General features: G+C 74.1%; 20 protein-coding genes and 3 tRNA genes. 8 read left to right on the top strand and 15 right to left on the bottom strand.

The window, feature by feature from the left end:
- Positions 1–10: 10 nt before the first annotated feature.
- The gene (leuD, locus tag MY520_RS08975; protein ID WP_436691740.1) at positions 11–616 is read right to left on the bottom strand and encodes a 3-isopropylmalate dehydratase small subunit; all 606 of its coding nucleotides are present in this window, start codon (positions 614–616) and stop codon (positions 11–13) included.
- 4 nt (positions 617–620) lie between these two features.
- A complete protein-coding gene (leuC, locus tag MY520_RS08970) occupies positions 621–2,045 on the bottom strand; it encodes a 3-isopropylmalate dehydratase large subunit (RefSeq protein ID WP_436691739.1) in 1,425 nt (474 codons plus the stop codon).
- Between the two features lie 110 nt (positions 2,046–2,155).
- Between leuC and MY520_RS08965 the strand changes: the two genes are divergently transcribed.
- Both MY520_RS08965 and MY520_RS08960 read left to right on the top strand, forming a co-directional pair.
- Positions 2,156–2,833, top strand: coding sequence for an IclR family transcriptional regulator (locus MY520_RS08965; protein WP_436691738.1), 678 nt, complete (start codon positions 2,156–2,158; stop codon positions 2,831–2,833).
- A gap of 43 nt (positions 2,834–2,876) precedes the next feature.
- Positions 2,877–3,983 carry a sulfite oxidase gene (locus MY520_RS08960; protein ID WP_436691737.1) on the top strand — a complete coding sequence of 369 codons (1,107 nt, stop codon included), beginning with the start codon at positions 2,877–2,879 and terminating at the stop codon, positions 3,981–3,983.
- A gap of 60 nt (positions 3,984–4,043) precedes the next feature.
- On the opposite strand, the gene galK is transcribed toward MY520_RS08960, so the two are convergent.
- The 8 genes from galK to MY520_RS08920 form a co-directional block, all read right to left on the bottom strand.
- The gene (galK, locus tag MY520_RS08955; RefSeq protein ID WP_436691736.1) at positions 4,044–5,201 is read right to left on the bottom strand and encodes a galactokinase; all 1,158 of its coding nucleotides are present in this window, start codon (positions 5,199–5,201) and stop codon (positions 4,044–4,046) included.
- Positions 5,201–6,286, bottom strand: a complete 1,086-nt coding sequence (gene galT / locus MY520_RS08950; RefSeq protein WP_436691735.1) for a galactose-1-phosphate uridylyltransferase — start codon at positions 6,284–6,286, stop codon at positions 5,201–5,203. Before galT ends, galK begins: the two co-directional genes overlap by 1 nt.
- 139 nt (positions 6,287–6,425) lie before the next feature.
- Positions 6,426–6,498: transfer RNA gene (locus MY520_RS08945), tRNA-Glu, on the bottom strand.
- A 98-nt stretch (positions 6,499–6,596) separates the two neighbouring features.
- Positions 6,597–6,669: transfer RNA gene (locus MY520_RS08940), tRNA-Glu, on the bottom strand.
- A 32-nt stretch (positions 6,670–6,701) separates the two neighbouring features.
- A tRNA-Gln gene (locus tag MY520_RS08935) sits at positions 6,702–6,773 on the bottom strand.
- Positions 6,759–8,102: a CPBP family intramembrane glutamic endopeptidase gene (locus MY520_RS08930; RefSeq protein ID WP_436691734.1), complete on the bottom strand. Its 1,344-nt coding sequence runs from the start codon at positions 8,100–8,102 to the stop codon at positions 6,759–6,761. Before MY520_RS08930 ends, MY520_RS08935 begins: the two co-directional genes overlap by 15 nt.
- Positions 8,103–8,112: 10 nt before the next feature.
- The gene (gene gltX, locus MY520_RS08925) at positions 8,113–9,588 is read right to left on the bottom strand and encodes a glutamate--tRNA ligase (protein WP_436691733.1); all 1,476 of its coding nucleotides are present in this window, start codon (positions 9,586–9,588) and stop codon (positions 8,113–8,115) included.
- Positions 9,585–10,397 (bottom strand): fumarylacetoacetate hydrolase family protein, encoded by an 813-nt coding sequence (locus MY520_RS08920; RefSeq protein ID WP_436691732.1) that lies wholly within the window; start codon positions 10,395–10,397, stop codon positions 9,585–9,587. Before MY520_RS08920 ends, gltX begins: the two co-directional genes overlap by 4 nt.
- A gap of 80 nt (positions 10,398–10,477) precedes the next feature.
- Between MY520_RS08920 and MY520_RS08915 the strand changes: the two genes are divergently transcribed.
- The 4 genes from MY520_RS08915 to MY520_RS08900 all read left to right on the top strand — a co-directional run bounded on the left by MY520_RS08915 (position 10,478) and on the right by MY520_RS08900 (position 13,184).
- The gene (locus MY520_RS08915) at positions 10,478–10,861 is read left to right on the top strand and encodes a VOC family protein (protein ID WP_436691731.1); all 384 of its coding nucleotides are present in this window, start codon (positions 10,478–10,480) and stop codon (positions 10,859–10,861) included.
- 63 nt (positions 10,862–10,924) lie between these two features.
- Positions 10,925–12,043: a sensor histidine kinase gene (locus MY520_RS08910; RefSeq protein ID WP_436691730.1), complete on the top strand. Its 1,119-nt coding sequence runs from the start codon at positions 10,925–10,927 to the stop codon at positions 12,041–12,043.
- On the top strand, positions 12,040–12,696 hold the full coding sequence (locus MY520_RS08905) for a response regulator (RefSeq protein ID WP_436691729.1): 657 nt from the start codon (positions 12,040–12,042) through the stop codon (positions 12,694–12,696). Before MY520_RS08910 ends, MY520_RS08905 begins: the two co-directional genes overlap by 4 nt.
- An 80-nt stretch (positions 12,697–12,776) precedes the next feature.
- Complete coding sequence (locus MY520_RS08900; protein WP_436691728.1) at positions 12,777–13,184, top strand: hypothetical protein; 408 nt, start codon at positions 12,777–12,779, stop codon at positions 13,182–13,184.
- Between the two features lie 50 nt (positions 13,185–13,234).
- Here the strand turns inward: MY520_RS08900 and cimA are convergent, their stop codons facing one another.
- From cimA to serA, 3 genes are all read right to left on the bottom strand, one after another.
- Positions 13,235–14,821 (bottom strand): citramalate synthase, encoded by a 1,587-nt coding sequence (cimA, locus tag MY520_RS08895; RefSeq protein ID WP_436691727.1) that lies wholly within the window; start codon positions 14,819–14,821, stop codon positions 13,235–13,237.
- Positions 14,822–15,013: 192 nt separating this feature from the next.
- Positions 15,014–16,036, bottom strand: coding sequence for a 3-isopropylmalate dehydrogenase (locus MY520_RS08890; RefSeq protein ID WP_436691726.1), 1,023 nt, complete (start codon positions 16,034–16,036; stop codon positions 15,014–15,016).
- 16 nt (positions 16,037–16,052) lie between these two features.
- Positions 16,053–17,654, bottom strand: a complete 1,602-nt coding sequence (gene serA / locus MY520_RS08885) for a phosphoglycerate dehydrogenase (protein WP_436691725.1) — start codon at positions 17,652–17,654, stop codon at positions 16,053–16,055.
- A gap of 183 nt (positions 17,655–17,837) precedes the next feature.
- Between serA and MY520_RS08880 the strand changes: the two genes are divergently transcribed.
- Positions 17,838–18,602 carry a hypothetical protein gene (locus MY520_RS08880; protein ID WP_436691724.1) on the top strand — a complete coding sequence of 255 codons (765 nt, stop codon included), beginning with the start codon at positions 17,838–17,840 and terminating at the stop codon, positions 18,600–18,602.
- A gap of 65 nt (positions 18,603–18,667) precedes the next feature.
- Entirely contained in the window at positions 18,668–19,063 is a 396-nt protein-coding gene (locus tag MY520_RS08875) for a hypothetical protein (protein WP_436691723.1), read from the top strand.
- Positions 19,064–19,133: 70 nt separating this feature from the next.
- Here MY520_RS08875 and ilvC read toward each other — a convergent pair whose 3' ends face one another.
- Both ilvC and ilvN read right to left on the bottom strand, forming a co-directional pair.
- The gene (gene ilvC, locus MY520_RS08870) at positions 19,134–20,162 is read right to left on the bottom strand and encodes a ketol-acid reductoisomerase (RefSeq protein ID WP_436691722.1); all 1,029 of its coding nucleotides are present in this window, start codon (positions 20,160–20,162) and stop codon (positions 19,134–19,136) included.
- Positions 20,163–20,227: 65 nt separating this feature from the next.
- Positions 20,228–20,755 carry an acetolactate synthase small subunit gene (gene ilvN, locus MY520_RS08865; RefSeq protein ID WP_436691721.1) on the bottom strand — a complete coding sequence of 176 codons (528 nt, stop codon included), beginning with the start codon at positions 20,753–20,755 and terminating at the stop codon, positions 20,228–20,230.
- Positions 20,756–20,757 lie beyond the last annotated feature (2 nt).

Genomic DNA, 20,757 nt, shown 5'->3' with positions numbered 1-20,757 from the left:
TATGCCTGGGTCAGGCGGGGAGGACGGGCAGCGCCCTGGGCAACCAGGGCTGCCGGGTGTTCTCGTAGGCCTCGATGTCGGCCAGGTGGCGCTCGGTGAGGCCGACGTCGTCGAGGCCCTCGAGCAGCCGCCAGCGGGTGTAGTCGTCGATGTTGAACGGCACCGTGACGTCCGCGTAGCGGACCTCCTTGGCCTGCAGGTCGACGGTCACCTCGGTGGTGGGGTCGGCCTCGATCGCCGTCCACAGCGCCTCGACGTCGGCCTGCGGGAGCAGCACGGTGAGCAGCCCGGCCTTGGTCGAGTTGTTGCGGAAGATGTCGGCGAACCGGGAGCTGATGACCACCCGGAAGCCGCCGTCCATCAGGGCCCAGACGGCGTGTTCGCGGGACGAGCCGGTGCCGAAGTCGGGGCCGGCGACGAGCACCGAGGCGGTCGCGTACTCCGGCTTGTTGAGGACGAAGTCCGGCTCGTTGGTGCGCCAGGCGACGAACAGGCCGTCCTCGAACCCGGTGCGGGTGATCCGCTTGAGGTACTCGGCCGGGATGATCTGGTCGGTGTCGACGTTGGTCCGCCGCAGCGGGGCCGCGGTGCCGGTGTGCGTGGTGAAGGCGTCCATCGGGTCAGACTCCAGTGCTCGCGAGAGCCGGCTCGAGGTCGGCCGGGGCGGTCAGGTGGCCGGTCAGCGCGGTCGCCGCGGCGACCGCCGGGCTGACCAGGTGGGTCCGACCGCCCTTGCCCTGCCGGCCCTGGAAGTTGCGGTTGCTCGTGGACGCCGAGCGCTCCCCCGGCTTGAGCTGGTCGGGGTTCATGCCCAGGCACATCGAGCACCCGGCGCCGCGCCACTCGGCGCCGGCCTCGAGGAAGACCTGGTCCAGGCCCTCCGCCTCGGCCTGCGCCTTCACCGCGACCGAGCCCGGGACGACGAGCATCCGGGTGTCGCCGTCGATGTGCCTGCCCCGCAGCAGCTCGGCGGCGGTCCGCAGGTCCTCGATCCGGCCGTTGGTGCACGAGCCCAGGAAGACGGTGTCGACCTTGATCTCGCGCAGCGGGGTGCCCGGCGTCAGGCCCATGTAGGCCAGCGCGCCCTCGGCGTCCCGGCGGTCGTTCTCGTCGGCGAAGTCGGCCGGGTCCGGCACCTGACCGGAGATCGGCAGGCCCTGGCCGGGGTTGGTGCCCCAGGTGACGAACGGCGTCAGCGTGGCGGCGTCGATGTGCACCTCGCGGTCGAAGACGGCGCCCTCGTCGGTGCGCAGCGTCCGCCAGTACTCGACCGCGGCGTCCCAGTCGGCGCCCTGCGGGGCGTGCGGCCTGCCCTGGAGGAAGTCGAACGTGGTCTGGTCGGGGGCGATCAGCCCGGCCTTGGCGCCGGCCTCGATCGACATGTTGCAGATGGTCATGCGGGCCTCCATCGAGAGCTTCTCGATGGCGTCGCCGCGGTACTCGATGACGTGGCCCTGGCCGCCGCCGGTGCCGATCTGCGCGATGACGGCCAGGATGACGTCCTTGGCGGAGACGCCGGGGGCCAGCTCGCCGTCCACCGTGACCGCCATCTGCTTGGGGCGGTACTGCGGCAGCGTCTGGGTGGCCAGCACGTGCTCGACCTCGCTGGTGCCGATGCCGAACGCCAGCGCACCGAACGCGCCGTGGGTGGAGGTGTGGCTGTCGCCGCAGACGATGGTCGTGCCGGGCTGGGTGAGCCCCAGCTGCGGGCCGATGACGTGCACGATGCCCTGGTCGCGGTCGCCCATCGGGGCCAGCCGGATGCCGAACTCGGCGGCGTTGTTCCGGAGCGCCTCGACCTGCGCCCGGCTGACCGGGTCGGCGATCGGCGCGAGGATGTCCAGCGTCGGGACGTTGTGGTCCTCGGTCGCCATCGTGAGGTCGGGCCGGCGCACGGTGCGTCCGGCGGCCCGGAGCCCGTCGAAGGCCTGCGGGCTGGTCACCTCGTGCACGAGGTGCAGGTCGATGAAGAGCAGGTCCGGCTCGCCCTCGGCACTGCGCACGACGTGGGCGTCGTAGACCTTCTCCGCCAGGGTCTTCGGCACGGCTGGTCCCTCCTGGTTCGCGGCTCGTCCACCCATGGTGCGCCTCCTGCTGGCCATCTCATGCTGTGGGATGCGAGTATTGCTCTGTGGGACAGCCTAACCCGGTCGCCGTGCTGGACAAAGCAGTGGCCATCCTCCGTGCCGTCGCCGCCGAGCCGGCGACCCTGGCCGAGCTGGTCGAGCGCACGGGGCTGCCCCGCGCGACCGCGCACCGGCTGGCCGTCGCGCTGGAGGGCCACCGCCTGGTCCGCCGGACGACGGCCGGGGCCTGGGCGCCGGGCCCCGGGCTCGCCGAGCTGGGCCGGGGCACCGCGGACCTCGCCGGGATCGCCGGCCGGCACCTGGTGACGCTGCGGGACAGCAGCGGGGAGAGCGCGCAGTTCTACGTGCGCGACGGCGCCACCCGCGTGTGCGTGGCCGCCGCGGAGCGGACCAGCGGCCTGCGCGACACCGTCCCGGTGGGGGCGCGGCTGCCGATGACCGCGGGCTCGGCCGCGCACGCGCTGCTCGCCTTCGCCCCGGCCGACGAGGTGACGCCGCTGCTGCCGGCCGCGAGCTTCACCGCCCGCACCCTGCTCGACGTCCGCCGGCGGGGCTGGGCGCACAGCGTCGCCGAGCGCGAGCCCGGGGTGGCCTCGCTGTCGGCGCCGGTGCGCGACGCCGCCGGGGGCGTGCTGGGCGCGGTGTCGATCTCGGGGCCGGTCGAGCGGCTGGGCCGCCGTCCCTCCCCCGAGATCGTCGGCGCGGTGCTCGAGGCGGCCGGCGCCATCTCCCGCGCCGCCCGCTGAACGACTCTTCCCCCCGGGTGACGGGCGGGCGTACACACCTCCCATGAGCCTGACCGAGGTGTCCGCCCGCGGCCGCTTCCGCATCGCCGAGCCCGGGGAGGGCATCGGCCTGGACGAGCTGGCGCTGGCCACCCGCAACCACGGCATGCCGCTGGAGGCCCTGCGGTACGACGTCACGCCGCCCGGCCTGCACTACGTGCTCACGCACTACGACATCCCGGCGGTCGACACCGCCGGCTGGCGGCTGGAGGTCGGCGGGGCGGTCGAGCGGCCGCTGCGGCTGGACCTGGACGGCCTGCGCGCCCGGCCGGCGGTCACCTCGCGGGTGCTGCTGGAGTGCGCGGGCAACGGCCGCGCCCGGCTCGAGCCCCGGCCGGTCAGCCAGCCGTGGCTGCTGGAGGCGGTCGGCTCCGCGGAGTGGACCGGCACCCCGCTGGCCCCGCTGCTCGAGGAGGCGGGGCTCCGGCCGGACGCCGTCGACGTCACCTTCACCGGCGCCGACCACGGGCTCGAGCGCGGTGTCGAGCAGGACTACGCCCGCGGCCTGCCGCTGGACGAGGCGCTGCGTCCCGACGTGCTGCTGGTGTGGGCGATGAACGGCGCCGACCTGCCGCCCCAGCACGGCGCCCCCCTGCGGCTGCTGGTCCCCGGCTGGTACGGCATGGCCCAGGTGAAGTGGCTGACCCGCATCGACGTCCTCGACCGGCCCTTCGACGGCTTCCAGAACGCCACCGCCTACCGGCTCAAGGTCGACCCCGACGACGCCGGCGTGCCGGTGACCCGGATCGCCCCGCGGGCGCTGATGACCCCGCCCGGCTTCCCGGACTTCATGACCCGCGAGCGCTTCCTCCGCCCGGGGGCGGTGACACTCACCGGCCGCGCCTGGTCCGGCCGGGGGCCGGTGACCTCCGTGGAGGTCAGTGCGGACGGCGGGGCGAGCTGGACCGCGGCCGACCTGGCTCCCCCGGACCCGGCGCACCCGTTCGCCTGGCGGGCGTGGGTGCTGCCGTGGACCGCCGCACCGGGCAGCTACGAGTTCGTCGTCCGGGCGAGCGACGAGGCGGGCCCGCAGCCGGTCGACCAGCCGTGGAACCGGCAGGGCATGGCCAACAACCTCGTGCAGCGGGTGCCGGTGACCGTGCTGGACTGATCGGGACCCTGCCGGGCGGTCGCCGTCCGGCACCTCCCGCGGTCGGTCGGACGGTGCGGGTCAGGCCAGCCGCTGCGCCCCCGCGGAGGGGACGGCCACGAAGGTCCGCGGTGCCCCGAACCGCGCCTCGGCGAACCGCGTGGTCACGGCCCCGGTGACGGCGTCCACGGCGTCGGCGGGCACGAGCGCGATGGCGCTCCCGCCGAAGCCGCCGCCGACCATCCGCGCGCCCAGCGCTCCGGCGTCCAGGGCAGCGGCGACCGCGGCGTCCAGCTCGGTGGTGGAGATCTGGAAGTCGTCGCGCAGCGAGGCGTGCCCGGCGGTCAGCACCGGTCCGATCGCCGCCGGCCCGGCGGCTCCCCGCAGCGTGGCCACGACCTCGAGCACCCGGGCGTTCTCCGTGACGATGTGCCGGGCCCGGCGCAGGAGCACCGCACCCTCGGCCGTCCCGTCGTCCAGCACCGCCAGCGCGGCCACGTCCGGGACGTCGCGCAGCGCCGCCACCCCCAGGCGCCCGGCGGCCTGCTCGCACTCGCGGCGGCGGTCCCCGTAGCCCCCGGTCGCGTGGTCGTGCGTGGTGCCGGTGTCGACGACGAGCAGCGCCAGCCCGGCCGCGGCCAGGTCGAAGGGCACCTGCACGGCCGACCGGTCCCTGGTGTCGAGGAACAGCGCGTGGCCGGCGGTGCAGAGCATCGACGCCGACTGGTCGAGGATGCCGGTCGGGGCGCCGACGAAGTCGTTCTCCGCCCGCCGGGCGACGTCGACGAGGTCGGCCGGGGTCAGCCCGGGCGCGGCGAGGTCCCGCAGCGCCAGCGCGACGGCGCACTCCAGGGCCGCCGACGAGGACAGCCCGGCGCCGGAGGGGACGTCGCCGTCGACCAGCACGCTCACCCCGCCGGGCACCCGGTCCCGCAGCTCGTGCACGACGCCCGCCGGGTACCCCGCCCAGCCCCCGGGGCGGCCGGGCGCGAGGTCGGCGACGGGCAGCTCGACCCGGTCGCCGGGGTGCTGCACCGAGGCGAGGGACACCAGGCCGTCGTCGCGCAGGGCGACAGCGGCGCGCGTGGTGTGCGGCAGCGCGACCGGCAGCACGAAGCCCTCGTTGTAGTCGGTGTGCTCGCCGATGACGTTCACCCGCCCCGGCGCCGCCCACACGCCGTCGGGGTCGGCCCCGAACGCCGCGGCGAACGCCGCCCGAGCCCGCTCGACGACGGTCATCAGACGTTCCTCAGCTGCTCGGCCACGTCCTCGGGGGTGGTGTCGCTGATGAAGGCGCCCATCCCCGACTCCGAGCCGGCCAGGTACTTGAGCTTGCCGGGCGCCCGGCGCAGCGAGAACAGCTGCAGGTGCAGCCACCAGTCCTCGCGGCCGCGGTGCACCGGCGCCTGGTTCCACGCGGCGATGTAGGGCATGGGCGTGTCGAAGCGGCGGGCGAACCGGCCGAGGGCGTCGAGGTAGATCGCGGCCAGCGCGTCCCGCTCGGCGTCGTCCAGGGCCGGGAGGTCCGGCACCCGCCGGTGCGGGAACAGCTGCAGCTCGTACGGCCAGCGGGCGGCGGCCGGCACGAACGCCGTCCAGTGCTCGTTGGCCGCCACCACGCGGGGCCCGCCGCGCTCGGCGGCCAGCACGTCGGCGAACAGGTCCCCGCCGGTGTCACGGCGGTGCCGCTCGACCGAGTCCAGCACCTTCGCCACGCGCGGCGTCACGAACGGGTAGGCGTAGATCTGCCCGTGCGGGTGGGAGAGCGTCACGCCGATCTCCTCGCCGGAGTTCTCGAACGCGAAGACCTGCTCCACGCCCTCGATCCCCGACAGCTCGGCGGTGCGCTCGGCCCAGACGTCGACGACCAGCCGGGCCCGCTCGGGGCCCAGCGTCGCGAACGACCGGTCGTGCTCGCTGGTGAACACCACGACCTCGCAGCGGCCGAAGCCGGGCCGCAGCTCGGTCAGCGGCGCGCCGGAGGCGGCCGGCGGGACGTCGAGCTCCACCGCGGTCGCCAGGGAGGGGAAGCGGTTCTCGAAGACGACGACCTGGTAGTCGGCCTCGGGGATCTCCGTGGGCTCGCGGTCCGGGCGCGCCGGGCACAGCGGGCACTGGTCGGCCGGCGGCAGGAAGGTGCGGGTCTGCCGGTGCGAGGCCAGGACCACCCACTCGCCGAGCAGCGGGTCCCACCGCAGCTGCGAGCGGGTGCTGACCGGCGGGAGGTCGCGCGGGTCCTCGGCCGTCCGCTGCGGGGCGGCGTCCCCCGCGTCGAAGTACAGGACCTCCCGGCCGTCGGCCAGCCGACGACTCGTCCGGATCACGATGGCCCTCCCGCCTCTCCGCCGCCCGTCACTGTCCGTGAGCGGCGTCCAGACGGTAGCGGGGCCGCCGATCGACCGGCCAACCGGTGCCGGGACGGCGAGAGCCCCCGGCCGGTGGCCGGGGGCTCTCGCGCGGGCGTAGCCCCGAAGGGATTCGAACCCTCGCTACCGCCGTGAGAGGGCGGCGTCCTGGGCCGCTAGACGACGGGGCCGTGCACTGCCATCCTGCCACGCCCTCGAGGGCCCGGGTGCACCGGGTCCGGGAACGACGAGAGCCCCCGGCCGGTGGCCGGGGGCTCTCGCGCGGGCGTAGCCCCGAAGGGATTCGAACCCTCGCTACCGCCGTGAGAGGGCGGCGTCCTGGGCCGCTAGACGACGGGGCCGTGCGGTGGTGCTGAGGAACCAGGCTTCCTCGCTGGGGTACCAGGACTCGAACCTAGACTAACGGAACCAGAAACCGTCGGGCTGCCAATTACCCCATACCCCAAGGGTCGTGCTGCGCCTCGCGGCGCCGGGAACCACCATACCCGACGCCCTCCTGCCCGGTCGGCACCCCCCGGGGTGACGGTGGTCGCAGATCCTGCGCGAGGGTCAGGGTCTCCGGTTCCAGCCGCCGGCGGGAGCGGGCCACCAGGAACACGTACGCCCCCATGGCAAGCAGGTCGAGGGCCACCACGAGCAGCCCGGTGCCGGCCGGCACGGAGTCGGTGGTCACGCCCTCCCCCAGCCCGCCGGCCAGCAGGAAGACCAGCACGTTGTTCACCGCGTGCAGCACGATGGCCGCCTCCAGGCCGCCGGTCAGCCAGACGACGGCGGAGGCGGCGAGACCGAAGGCGAACCGGTCGAGGAAGGTCCAGACGTCGGGCGGGGCGTGCGCCGCGGAGAACAGCGCCGCCGTCAGCACTCCCGCGACGACCGCCCCGGCGCGCGGGCCGCGGATCCACCCGGCGATCGCCTGGCTCAGGTAGCCGCGGAAGACGTACTCCTCTGCCGCGGACTGCAGCGGTGTCGTGAACACCACGACCAGCACCAGCCAGACGTAGGACGACGACGGCCCGGTGAGCGCACCGCCCTCCAGCAGGTACCCGAGCAGGACGCTGAGCAGGATGCCGGCGCCGAGTGTGGGCAGGGACAGCAGCGTGTACGGCAGGAACAGCCGCCAGCGCAGCCGGGCCAGCACCGACGACGACCAGCCGGGCTCCATGCCGTGCGCGGCCACCCAGGCCAGCCAGACGATCGGGATGGCGACGATCAGCGACACGTTGGTGATCAGCAGCACCCCGGGGTCGACCAGGTCGAGGAACTGCAGGTCCGGGAAGGCGCCGGTGACGACGGCGACCAGGACCACGACGGTCGCGGCCACGGCGTAGACGACGGTGATCAGCAGCAGCCCGAGCAGCGGCCGCCACCACCGCCAGTCCCGCGCGCGCATGGCGTGCAGGAAGGACACCGGCTCGTCGTGCGGCGGGGTGCCCGGCGGAGGTGCCCAGCGCACGCCGGGCGGCGGCCCGACCGGCGGCGGGGGCCCGGGCCGCCAGTCGAGCAGCGCACGCTGCCAGGGCGGCGGGTACGGCGGGAACGGCCCGGGCGGGTACGGCGGGTACGGCGGCCCGAGCGTGTGCGGGCCGGCCTGCAGCGGCACCGGACCGAGCGGCCACGCCACCGGCCCCGCCCACGCCCCGGTCGCCGGCAGCGAGTGCACGCCGTGCAGCGCCCCGGGGACGTACGGCGGCGCCGCGTAGGGGCCGGTCGGCGGCGGCCCGCTGTAGGGCTCGTCGTCGGCCGGCTCGGGCGGGCCGGGCACCGGGTCGCTCACGGCCGGCCGATCACCCGGGGACGGCCGCCCGGGCCGCGCCCAGACGGGCCAGCGTGCGCTCGCGGCCCAGCAGCTCGATCGACTCGTACAGGGGCGGGGAGACGGTGCGGCCGCTGACCGCGACCCGCACCGGCCCGAAGGCCTGGCGCGGCTTGCGCCCCAGCCCCTCCACGAGCGCCTCCTTGAGCGCGGCCTCGATGTCGGGCGTGCTCCAGTCCGGCAGCTCGCGCAGCGCGGTGGTGGCGGCGTCGAGCACCTCGGCGGCGTCGGGGCCGGCCAGCTGCTTGGCCGCGGCCGCCGGGTCGATCTCCACCTCGTCGACGAACAGGAACCGCACCATGTCCACGGCCTCCGAGAGGACCACCACGCGCTCCTGGACCATCGGCGCGATCGCCCGCAGCACGCGGTCCTGCTCCGGGGTGGGCGGATCGGCCACCAGCCCGGCACCGGCCAGGAACGGGACGACGCGGGCGACGAAGTCCTCCACCGGCAGGGCGCGCAGGTGGGTGGCGTTGATCGCCTCGGCCTTCTTCACGTCGAAGCGGGCGGGGTTGGCGCTCACCCGGGTGACGTCGAAGGCCTCGGTCATCTCGGCCATCGAGAAGACGTCGCGGTCCTCGGCGATCGACCAGCCCAGCAGCGCCAGGTAGTTGGCGAAGCCCTCGGGCACGAAGCCGCGCTCGCGGTAGACGTCGACGTTGGACTGCGGGTCGCGCTTCGACAGCTTCTTGCTGCCCTCCCCCGTCACGTACGGCAGGTGACCGAACCGCGGGGTGCCCGACGCGACGCCGATGTCGGTGAGCGCGGCGTAGAGGGCGAGTTGCCGGGGTGTGGACGGCAGGAGGTCCTCCCCGCGCAGCACGTCGGTGATCTGCATGAGGGCGTCGTCCACGGGGTTGACGAACGGGTACAGCGGGACCCCGTTGCCGCGGACGAGCACGAAGTCGGGCACCGAGCCCGCCCCGAAGCGGACCTCGCCGCGCACCAGGTCGGTCCAGACGAGGTCCTCGTCGGGCATGCGCAGCCGCAGCACCGGCTGGCGCCCCTCGTCCCGGAACGCGGCCTTCTGCGCCTCGGTCAGGTCGCGGTCGGCGTTGTCGTAGCCGAGCTTCGCGTCCTGCCCGGCCGCCAGCCGGCGGGCCTCGACCTCCTCGTTGGTGGAGAAGGACTCGTAGGCGTGCCCGGCGGCCAGCAGTTTCGCGGCGACCTCGCGGTAGACCTCGTGCCGCTCCGACTGCCGGTACGGACCGTGCGGGCCGCCGACCTCGGGACCCTCGTCCCAGTCCAGCCCGAGCCAGCGCAGGCTGTCGACCAGGTGCCGGTAGGACTCCTCGGAGTCGCGGGAGGCGTCGGTGTCCTCGATGCGGAAGACGAAGGTGCCGCCGGTGTGCCGGGCGTGCGCCCAGTTGAACAGCGCCGTCCGCAGCAGGCCGACGTGCACCGTGCCCGTCGGCGACGGGCAGAAGCGGGTGCGGACGCCGGTCACCGCGTGCCGCCGGCGGTGGAGGTGGTGTCGGCGCCGGTCACCGTGTTGGCCAGCGTGCCCAGGCCCTCGACGGTCACCTCGACCCGCTGGCCGGGGCGGATCGGCCCGACGCCGGACGGGGTTCCGGTCAGCACGACGTCGCCCGGCAGCAGCGTCATGACCTGCGAGATGTGCGAGACCAGCGTCGGCACGTCGAACAGCAGCTGGCTGGTGCGCCCCTGCTGGCGCAGCTCGCCGTCCACCGTGCAGGTGATCTCGAGGTCGGCCGGGTCCTTGCCGAGGCCGGCCAGGTCGGTCTCGATCCACGGGCCGAGCGGGCAGAAGCTGTCGAAGCCCTTGGCGCGGGTCCACTGCCCGTCGCTCTTCTGCATGTCCCGCTCGGTGACGTCGTTGCCGATCGTGTAGCCGAAGACGCTCGACAGCGCCTGCTCCGGGCTGACGTGCCGGGCGCCGCGGGCGCCGATGACCACGGCCAGCTCCGCCTCGTGGTGCACGTTGGCGCTGCCCGGCGGGATCCGGATGGCGTCGCCGGGGCCGATCACCGACGTCGACGGCTTGAGGAACAGCAGCGGTTCCGCCGGGGCCTCGCCGGTCTTCATCTCCTCGATGTGCGCGGCGTAGTTCTTGCCGACGCAGACCACCTTGCTGGGGAGGATCGGCGACAGCAGCCGGACGTCGGCCTGCGCGAAGCGCTGACCGGTGAAGGAGATGGTGCCGAACGGGTGGCCCTCGATCTGGGCCACGTGGCCGTCCCCGTCGAGGACTCCGAAGGACATGCCCGAGGGCGAGGCGAAACGGACGATGCGCACGGGTCGAGGCTACTGACCCGCACCGGCCGGCCCGCGCCCGCGCCGTCGCGGCCGTGCGGCCGGGGCCCTACCGTCGCGGCATGGCGTGCCGGCTCAGCGAGATCGTCGTCGACTGCCGCGACCCCGAGGCGCTGGCCGCCTGGTGGGCACAGGTCCTCGACTACCGGGTGCTCTCCCGCGACGACGACGGCGCGGTCGAGATCGGCCCCGAGGCCGGCTTCGGCGGCCCGGCACCGACCCTCGTCTTCGGCCCGGTGGCCGACCCCAGCCCCGGCAAGCCCCGACTGCACCTGGACCTCAACGCCACCGACCGGGACCAGGACGCCGAACTCGAGCGCCTGCTGGCCCTCGGCGCCACCCCGGCCGACGTCGGCCAGACCGGCGACGAGGGGTGGCACGTGCTGGCCGACCCCGAGGGCAACCCCTTCTGCCTGCTCAAGCGGCGGTTGGACCCCCTGGGGTGAGGTGTCGGCCGGCCGGCCGACCACGTCGTTGACCGGCCGGTCCCGGCGGCGGACAGTGTCCGCGTGACCCGCGCCCTCGCGGTGCTGACCTGCGTCGCGCTGCTCACCGTCGCCGTCGAGGCCACCGACGACGCCCACCCGCTCCTCGCCGTCGGCCTCGGCACCGTGTTCGCCGCGCTGGCCGTGCCCGCCCTCCCCTGGCTCTCCCGCCGGCCCGCGCCGCGCCGGTACTGGCTGACCGCCGCGTACGTCTGCGTCGCCCTGCCGCTGGGCGTGCTGGTGTTCGGGGCGGCGCAGGCCGGCGTCGGTGCGACGCTCCTGCTCCTGGTCCTCGTCGCCCAGTGCGTCCTGCTGCTCCCGCTGCCCGCCGCCGCCGGGGTGACCGCGCTCGTGCCCCTCGTGCACCTCGGCATGGGGTGGGCCGACTTCCTCCGGAACGGGCTGGGTCTGCTCGGGGCGGCGGTGTTCACCGCGGTGGTCACCGCGCTGCTCCGGCAGGCGCAGCGGGCCCGGGCCGAGCTGGCCGCGGCCAACGAGCGGCTCCGCGGGTACGCGGCGCAGGCCGAGGAGCTGGCCACCACGCAGGAGCGCAACCGGCTCGCCCGCGACATCCACGACGGCCTGGGCCACCACCTGACGGTGGTCCAGATGCAGGTGCAGGCGGCCCGCGCGGTGCTCCCGACCGACCCGGGCCGCGCCGACGCCGTCCTGGCCAAGGCCCAGCAGCAGGCCGGCGAGGCCCTCGCCGAGGTGCGCCGGTCGGTCGCCGCGCTGCGCGAGCAGCGGACGGCCCCGCCGCTGCGTGCGGCACTGGAGGAGCTGACCGCGCAGGCCTCGGCGGCGGGTGTCCCGGCCACGCTGGAGGTGTCCGGTGTCGAGCGCCGCCTCCCGGCACCGACGGAGGAGTCGCTGTACCGGTCGGCCCAGGAGGGCCTGACCAACGTGCGCAAGCACGCCGACGCCACGTCCGCGCGGGTCACCCTGACCTTCGGCGACGACGGCACGGTGCGGCTGGCGGTCCGGGACGACGGCCGGGGCCTCCCCGATCGTCCGGCGGACGACGGCCGGCGCGCGTTCGGCCTGCTGGGGCTGGAGGAGCGGGCCGCGCGGGTGGGCGGACGGCTGCGGGTCGAGTCCCAGCCGGGCGGCGGAACGGCGCTGCTCGTCGAGGTCCCCGGGTGAGCTGCCCCGTCCGCGTGCTGGTCGTCGACGACCAGGCGCTGTTCCGCGAGGCCCTGGTCACGCTGCTGGGCGCCCGGCCGGAGGTCGCGGTCGTCGGCGAGGCCGGGAACGGGCAGCAGGCCCTGGAGCTGGCGGCCGCGCTGGCGCCGGACGTCGTCCTGATGGACCTCCACATGCCGGTGCTCGACGGCATCGCGACGACGAGGCGCCTGCGGGTCGAGCAGCCCGGCGTCGCGGTGCTGGCGCTGACCACCTTCGACGACGACGAGGACGTCTTCGCCGCGTTGCGCGCCGGCGCGCTCGGCTACCTGCTCAAGGACGTCTCCTCCGAGCGCCTGGTCGAGGCCGTGCTGTCGGCGGCGCGCGGCGAGTCGGTGCTGCAGCCGTCGGTGGCGGCCAAGGTGGTGGCGCGGTTCGCCCAGCTGGACGACGTCCCGCGGCCCCGTCCCCAGCCCCTGGTCGTGCCGCTGTCGGACCGGGAGCTCGACGTGCTGAGGCTGCTCGCCGACGGGCTCAGCAACCGGGAGATCGCCGGGTCGCTGTTCCTCGCGGAGGGGACCGTCAAGAACCACGTGACCAACGTCCTGGCCAAGCTCGGCGCCCGGGACCGGACCCAGGCGGCGCTGCGGGCCCGGGCGCTCGACCTGCTCTGACGGGGGTCATGCCGGGTCGTGACCCGTCGTCGTGACCTCCGGCACGTGGCACCGGCACCGCGCCGCCCGACCCTTGCCGCATGTCGACGCAGATCCGCACCCCGCACGAGCACTCCCGCACCCGGCACGCCTGGCACTACGTCCGGCACTACCTCGAGATGGTCGTCGCGATGGTCGTCGGGATGATGGCCCTGGGCCCACTCGAGGCCCTGGTCTGGCCGGGCCTGGACGACCGGGTCGACGTCCACGCCATGGTCATGGCGACCAACATGGCGATCGGGATGGGCGCCTGGATGCGCTTCCGACGGCACTCGTGGCCCGCGATCCTCGAGATGTCGGCGGCGATGTACCTGCCGTTCGTCGTCCTGCTGGTGCCGTACTGGGCGGGGGCGGTCTCCGGGGACTTCCTCTTCACCGCCGGCCACGTGCTGATGCTGCCGCTGATGGCGCTGGCCATGGTGTGGCGCCGCAGCGAGTACGCCCACTGACCGCCGGCCGAGGACCGCGTCCCGGAGGACCCGGGACGCGGTCCTCGCGCTCAGCGCAGCCGGACGGCGTAGGTGAGGGCGTCGACGAGGGCGTGCCAGGAGGCCTCGACGACGTTGTCGTGGACGCCCACGGTGGTCCACTCGCCCACGCCGTCGGTGGTGCTGACCAGCACCCGCGTGGTCGCACTGGTGCCGCCCTTCCAGCCCAGGATGCGGACCTTGTAGTCGGCCAGCGAGACGTCGGCCAGCCGCGGGTACCGGCTGACCAGTGCCTGGCGGAGCGCGTTGTCCAGGGCGTTGACCGGGCCGTTGCCCTCCCCGGTGCTGATGATCCGCTCGCCGTCCACGTGCACCTTGACCGTGGCCTCGCTGACCACGACGCCGTTGCTCCAGTGCTCGACGGAGGTCTTGTAGCTCTCCAGCTCGAACAGCGGGGCCGGCGCGTCGGGCAGCTGGGCGCGCAGCAGCAGCTCGAAGGAGGCGTCGGCGGCCTCGAACGACCAGCCGTCGGCCTCGAGCACCTTGACCTGGTCGACGACCCGGCCGATCGCGTCGGCCTGGCCGTCGAGGTCCACGCCGAGCTCGCGGCCCTTCAGCTCGACCGAGGCCCGGCCGGCCATCTCGGTGACCAGGATGCGCATGTCGTTGCCGACGACGGTCGGGTCCAGGTGGTTGTACAGCTCCGGGCTGACCTTGATCGCGGAGGCGTGCAGGCCGGCCTTGTGCGCGAACGCCGACACCCCGACGAAGGGCTGGTGGTCGTCGGGGGCGATGTTGGCCAGCTCGGCGATCGCGTGGCTGACCCGCTGCAGCTCGGGGAGGCACTCCGCCGGCACGACCGGCAGGCCCATCTTGGTGACCAGGTTGGCGATCAGCACGAAGGTGTCGGCGTTGCCGGCCCGCTCCCCGTAGCCGTTCGCCGTCCCCTGCACGTGGGTCACCCCGGCCTCGACGGCGGCCAGGCTGTTGGCCACCGCGCAGCCGGTGTCGTCCTGGCAGTGGATGCCCAGCCTGCCGCTGGTGCGCGACCGGACGTCGGCGACGACCCGCGCGACGTCCATCGGCAGCATCCCGCCGTTGGTGTCGCACAGGACGCCGACCTCGGCCCCGGCGCCGAACGCGGCCTCGAGCACGCGCACGCCGTAGTCGCGGTCGGCCTTGTAGCCGTCGAAGAAGTGCTCGCAGTCGAGGAACACCCGGCGGCCGTGCGCCACGAAGAAGGCGACGGTGTCGGCCACCATCGCGAGGTTCTCCTCGAGCGTCGTCCGCAGCGCCTCCCGCACGTGCCGGACGTCGGACTTCGCGACCAGGCAGACCACCGGGGTCTCGGCGTCCAGCAGGGCGCGCACCTGGGCGTCCTCCTCGACCCGGACGCCGGCCTTGCGGGTGGCACCGAAGGCGACCAGCTGGGCGTGCCGCAGCTTGAGCTCGGAGCGGGCGCGGGCGAAGAACTCGGTGTCCTTGGGCAGCGCCCCGGGCCACCCGCCCTCGATGAAGCCGACCCCGATCTCGTCGAGCAGGCGGGCGACCGCGAGCTTGTCGGCGACCGAGTAGCTGACGCCCTCGCGCTGGGCGCCGTCGCGCAGGGTGGTGTCGAAGACGTGGAAGTCGAGGTCGGTGGCGGGATCGAGGGACATCGGTTCTCCGGGGGTGTCGGCAACGGCCCGAACACGAAAAAGACCCCCCGGGTACGGGAGGTCTGCGCGCAGTCGGGAGGGTGACTGCGCGCTAGGCGATGATGATCAGGCCGGTGGGGTGCATCACGTCGAGTAAAGCACGTCGTCCGCCGTCCTCGGCACTCCCGTACCGGGGACGGCGGCGGTGACCGCTCAGCCGCTGGCGAGCGCCGCGAGGCGGTCGCCGACCTCCTGGGTGCGCACCGGGCCCTGCGGCTCGCGGGTGGACAGGTCGAAGGCGACCGCGGCGTTGACCTTCTTCGCCTGGTCGGTGCGGCCGAGGTGCTCGAGCAGGAGGCCCACCGACAGCACGGTCGCCGTGGGGTCGGCCTTGCCCTGGCCGGCGATGTCGGGCGCCGAGCCGTGCACCGGCTCGAACATGCTCGGGTTGGTGCCGGAGGCGTCGAGGTTGCCGCTGGCGGCCAGGCCGATGCCGCCGGTGACCGCCGCGGCGACGTCGGTGACGATGTCGCCGAAGAGGTTGTCGGTCACGATGACGTCGTAGCGGCCGGGGTCGGTGATGAAGAACATCGTCGCGGCGTCGACGTGCTGGTAGGCGACGGTGACCTCGGGGAACTCCGCCGCGACCTCCTCGACGACCCGTGACCACAGCGAGCCGGCGTGGGTGAGCACGTTGGTCTTGTGGATCAGCGTGAGGTGCCGGCGGGGGCGGGCCGTCGCCCGCTCGAACGCGTACCGGACGACCCGCTCGACGCCGAAGGCGGTGTTGAGGCTGACCTCGGTGGCGATCTCGTGCGGGGTGTCCTTGCGCAGGACGCCGCCGTTGCCGACGTAGGGCCCCTCGGTGCCCTCGCGCACGCACAGCATGTCGATCGGGCCGGGGTCGGCCAGCGGGCTGCGCACGCCGTCGAAGAGCCGGGCCGGGCGCAGGTTGACGTGGTGGTCGAGCTCGAAGCGCAGCCGCAGCAGCAGCCCCCGCTCGAGGATCCCCGGCGGGACGCTGGGGTCACCGATGGCCCCGAGCAGGATCGCGTCGTGCCCGCGCAGCTCGTCGAGCACCGTGTCGGGGAGCAGCTCCCCCGTCCGCTGCCACCGCATGGCACCGAGGTCGTACGGGGTGCTCTCCACGTCGGGAGCCACCTCGCGGAGGACCTTGAGGCCCTCGGCCACCACCTCGGGGCCGATGCCGTCTCCAGGGATCACTGCCAGGCGCATGGGGAGAGACCCTATTTCAGCGCGGGGTGAGGTCCGCCGAGCGGGCCTCGCGCGCGCCGATCCGGCCGGCGATGTCGCCGAGCAGCTCGGCCGGCACGGGGCTGTCCACGGTCACCGCCATGAGCGCCTCGCCGCCGCGCTGCGTGCGGCTTACCTGGGCACCGGCGATGTTGATGCCGGCCTCCCCCAGCGCGGCGCCGACGGTGCCGACGACGCCGGGCCGGTCGGTGTAGACGAAGAACAGCAGGTAGCCCGACGGGTCCAGGTCCATGTCGAAGCCGTTGATCTCGACGAGCTTGGGCACCTGGTTCTTGCCGAACAGCGTGCCGGAGACGGTGACCTCCGTGCCGTCGGCCATCGCGCCGTGCACGCTCACGAGGTTGCGGTAGTCGGGGCTCTCCTCGTCGCTGGTCAGCGCGACGTCGAGGCCGCGCTGCTCGGCGAACAGCGGGGCGTTGACGTAGGTGACCTGCTCCTCGATGACGTCGGAGAACACGCCCTTGAGGACCGCGAGCTGGAGCACCGAGTCGTCGAACTCGGCGATCTTGCCCCGGACGTCGACGGTGACCGACTGGGCCAGCCCGCCGGCGACCGCGGTGAACAGCCGGCCGAGCTTCTCGGCCAGGGGCAGGCCCGGCCGCACGTCCTCGGCGACGACGCCACCGGCCTGGACGTTCACCGCGTCGGGGACGAACTCGCCCTGCAGCGCCAGTCGCACCGAGTGCGCCACCGCGGTGCCGGCCTTGTCCTGCGCCTCCGTGGTCGAGGCGCCCAGGTGCGGGGTGACCACCGTGTTGGGCAGGCCGAACAGCGGGCTGTCGGTGCACGGCTCCTTGGCGTACACGTCGATGCCCGCGGCACCCACCTGCCCGGAGCGCAGCGCGTCGGCCAGCGCCGCCTCGTCGACGAGCCCCCCGCGGGCCGCGTTGACGATGATCACCCCGCGCTTGGTGGTGGCCAGCTCCGCGGCACCGATCAGCCCGAGGGTCTCCGGCGTCTTCGGCAGGTGGACGGTGATGAAGTCCGCCTCGCGGAGCAGCTCCTCCAGCGACACCATGCGGACACCGAGCTGCGCCGCCCGACCGGGCTGGATGTAGGGGTCGTAGGCGATGAGCGTGACGCCGAAGGCGGCCAGCCGCTGGGCGACCAGCTGACCGATCCGGCCCAGCCCGACGACGCCGACGACCTTGTCGGTCACCTCGACGCCGCTGAACTTCGAGCGCTTCCAGGTGCCCTCGCGCAGCGACGCGTCGGCGGCGGGGATGTGGCGGGCGGCGGCCAGCAGCAGGGCCACGGCGTGCTCGGCGGCGCTGACGATGTTCGACGTCGGCGCGTTGACCACCATGACCCCGCGCTCGGTGGCGGCGGCGACGTCCACGTTGTCCAGGCCGATCCCGGCGCGCGCGACCACCTTCAGGTTCGGCGCGGCGGCCAGCGCCTCGGCGTCGATCTGGGTGGCGCTGCGGATCATGACGGCCGCAGCGTCGGCGAGCGCCGGAAGCAGGGCGGACCGGTCGGCGCCGTCGACGTGACGGATCTCGACCTCGTTCCCGAGTACCTCCAGCACGCTCGGGGCGAGTTCTTCGGCGATCAGGACGACGGGCGCGCTCGTGGACACGGGTCCACAGCCTAGGGACGGAGCCCCGCGCTGCCCCGGCCAGCCCCTCCCGCGCACGCTCCGTGGCGAGGTCACCCCGGCGCGACACCCCCCGCCGAAGGGGTGGGCGTGCTTGCCGGGCGGTGGTCCGGCCGAGATGCTGCTCACGCAGAGTCGGCACAGCCGGCGCCGACGGAGGAGATCATGAGCACCCAGGACAACGAGCACGGCTCGGGCTCCGGCTCGCAGTACGGCCAGCCGCAGCAGTACGGGCAGCCCCAGGGCAGCCCGGGGTACGGCCAGGAGTACGGCCAGCCGCAGGGCCAGGAGTACGGCCAGGGGTACGGGCAGCAGTACGGGCAGCCCCAGCAGCCGTACGGCCAGCAGTACGGGCAGTACGGCCAGGGCCAGCCCTACGGCCAGCAGCCGGGTTACCCGCAGCAGTACGGGCAGCCGGGCGGCTACGCGCAGCAGTACGGGCAGTACGGGCAGTCGGCGGTGCCCGCCAAGCCCGGCGGCGTCATCACCGCGGCGGTCCTCGGCTTCGTCTTCGGCGCCATCGGCGTCGTCTTCAGCCTGATCCTGCTCGTCTTCGTGGCGGCGGTCGGCGGCGCGTCCGGCGACCTGGACGACCTCGTCCCGGGCATCGGGTCGGCGGCCGGCGCGGCCGTGGGCGTCGGGGTCGTCATCGGCCTGCTGATGCTGGCCTGGACCGTCGTGATGATCTGGGGCGCGATCTGGGCGCTGACCGGCCGCAGCCGCGTCATGCTCCTCGTGGGCGGGTCGATCGCGGTCTTCTTCACCGGGCTGGGCCTGATCGGGAGCCTCGCCGACGCCGACGTCAACGGGGCCGGCGGCGTCATCTGGAGCCTGCTGTTCTTCCTGGCCGCGGTGGCGATCGTCGTCCTGCTCGCCATGAAGCCGGCCGCCGCGTTCTTCGCCGCGCACCGCGCGCGCCGCGGTCGCTGACCGCCGGCCGTCCGATGACCGGTCCCAGCGGATCCCAGCCGGAACCCCTCGCGCCGGGTGCGCCGGTGCCGTCCGGCCCGGTCGCCCGGCGGCCAGCCCAGGTGCTCGGCGCGGTCCTGCTCGGGTTCCTCGTCGCGTTCTTCGCGTTGCTGAACGCGCTCGTGCTCCTGGCCGCGGCCTCGGTCATCCCGGTGTTCGGCGTCTTCGGGGCGCTCTACCTGGCGATCGCCGCCGTGAACATCTGGGGCGGCGTCCAGGCGCTGACCGGCCGGGGCGGCCGGGTGCTGACCATCGGCGGCGGGGTCACCGCCGGCCTGGGTGTCCTCGGGATCGTCACGTCGCTGGTCCAGGGGCAGTTCGCCTTCTGGTCGGTCGTGCTCGCCGCCGTCGGCGCCGGCATGGTCGTGCTGCTCAGGCAGCCGGCGTCCACCCGGTTCTTCGCCGCCCGCGGCGGGCGGTAGTGAGAGGACCCCGTCCCGACAGACCGAGGCCCCCGCTGCCGAACCGGCAGCGGGGGCCTCTCGTCGGTCGTCAGTTGCGGGCGGCGGTCCCGGTGTAGTCGTCCGACGCCGACACCCAGCTCATCAGGCCGCGCAGCTTGCGCCCGGTCTCCTCGATCGGGTGCGCCTCGGCCTCGGCCCGGCGGCGCTTGAAGTCCGGCGCGCCGGCGTCCTGGTCGGCGATGAACGCGGCGGCCCAGGAGCCGTCCTTGATGGCCGCGAGGACGTCCTTCATCGTCGCCTTGACGTGCTCGTCGACGATCTTCGGGCCGGTCGTGTAGTCGCCGTACTCGGCGGTGTCGGACACCGACCAGCGCTGCTTGGCGATGCCGCCCTCGTACATGAGGTCGACGATCAGCTTGAGCTCGTGCAGGCACTCGAAGTAGGCGATCTCGGGCTGGTAGCCGGCCTCGATGAGGGTCTCGAAGCCCGCGGCCACGAGCGCCGACATGCCGCCGCAGAGCACGGCCTGCTCGCCGAACAGGTCGGTCTCGGTCTCCTCGGCGAAGGTGGTCTTGATGACGCCGGCCCGCGCGCCGCCGATCGCCTTGGCGTAGGACAGCGCCAGCGGCAGCGCCGAGCCGCTGGCGTCCTGCTCCACGGCGACCAGGCAGGGCACGCCCTTGCCGTTCTCGAACTCGCGGCGCACGAGGTGGCCCGGGCCCTTCGGGGCGACCATGGCGACGTCCACACCGGCCGGGGGCTTGATGTAGCCGAAGCGGATGTTGAAGCCGTGGCCGAAGAACAGCGCGTCGCCGTCCTGCAGGTTGGGCTCGACCGACTCCTTGTACAGGTTCCGCTGCACGTGGTCGGGCGCCAGGATCATGATCAGGTCGGCCTCGGCGGCGGCCTCGGACGGCGTCACGACCCGCAGACCCTCGGCCTCGGCCTTGGGCCGGCTCTTGCTGCCCTCGGGCAGGCCCACCCGGACGTCGACGCCCGAGTCGCGCAGCGACAGCGCGTGGGCGTGCCCCTGGCTGCCGTAGCCCAGGACGGCGACGGTGCGCCCCTGGATGATCGACAGGTCGGCGTCGTCGTCGTAGAAGATCTCGGCGGCCATGCGGTGGTGCTCCTTCGATAGCGGGAGGGCCAAAGTGGCCACTTCGGCCCTGACGGGGCTGGGGTCTAGGCGGTGCGCTCGACCGGGCGCAAGGTACCGGCGCCCGACATCGACCGCGGACCCCGCCCCAGGGCGACTGTGCCCGACTGCGCCATCTCCTTGATCCCCAGCGGGGCGAGGACGGCGAGCAGGGCCTGGAGCTTGTCCGGGGTGCCGGTCGCCTCCAGCGTCACGGTCTCGGTGTTGACGTCGACGACGTGCGCGCGGAACAGCTCGGCGGTCTGCAGCACCTGCGTGCGGTCGGCCATCGGCGCGCGCACCTTGACCAGCAGCAGCTCGCGCTGGACCGCGGCGGTCGACTCGAGCTCGACGATCTTGATGACCTCGATGAGCTTGTTCAGCTGCTTGGTGATCTGCTCCAGCGGCGCGGTCTCCGCGTCGACGACGATCGTCATCCGGGACAGGTCGGGGTTCTCGGTCGGGCCGACGGCCAGCGACTCGATGTTGAACGCGCGCCGGCTGAACAGCGCCGAGACCCGGGCGAGGACGCCGGACTTGTTCTCGACGAGGACCGACAGGGTGTGGCGGGTCATCT

The sequence above is a fragment of the Geodermatophilus sp. CPCC 205506 genome, assembly GCF_051383635.1.
In the GTDB taxonomy this organism is placed as follows: Bacteria; Actinomycetota; Actinomycetes; order Mycobacteriales; family Geodermatophilaceae; genus Geodermatophilus.
This window is presented reverse-complemented; position numbering and strand designations above follow the sequence as displayed.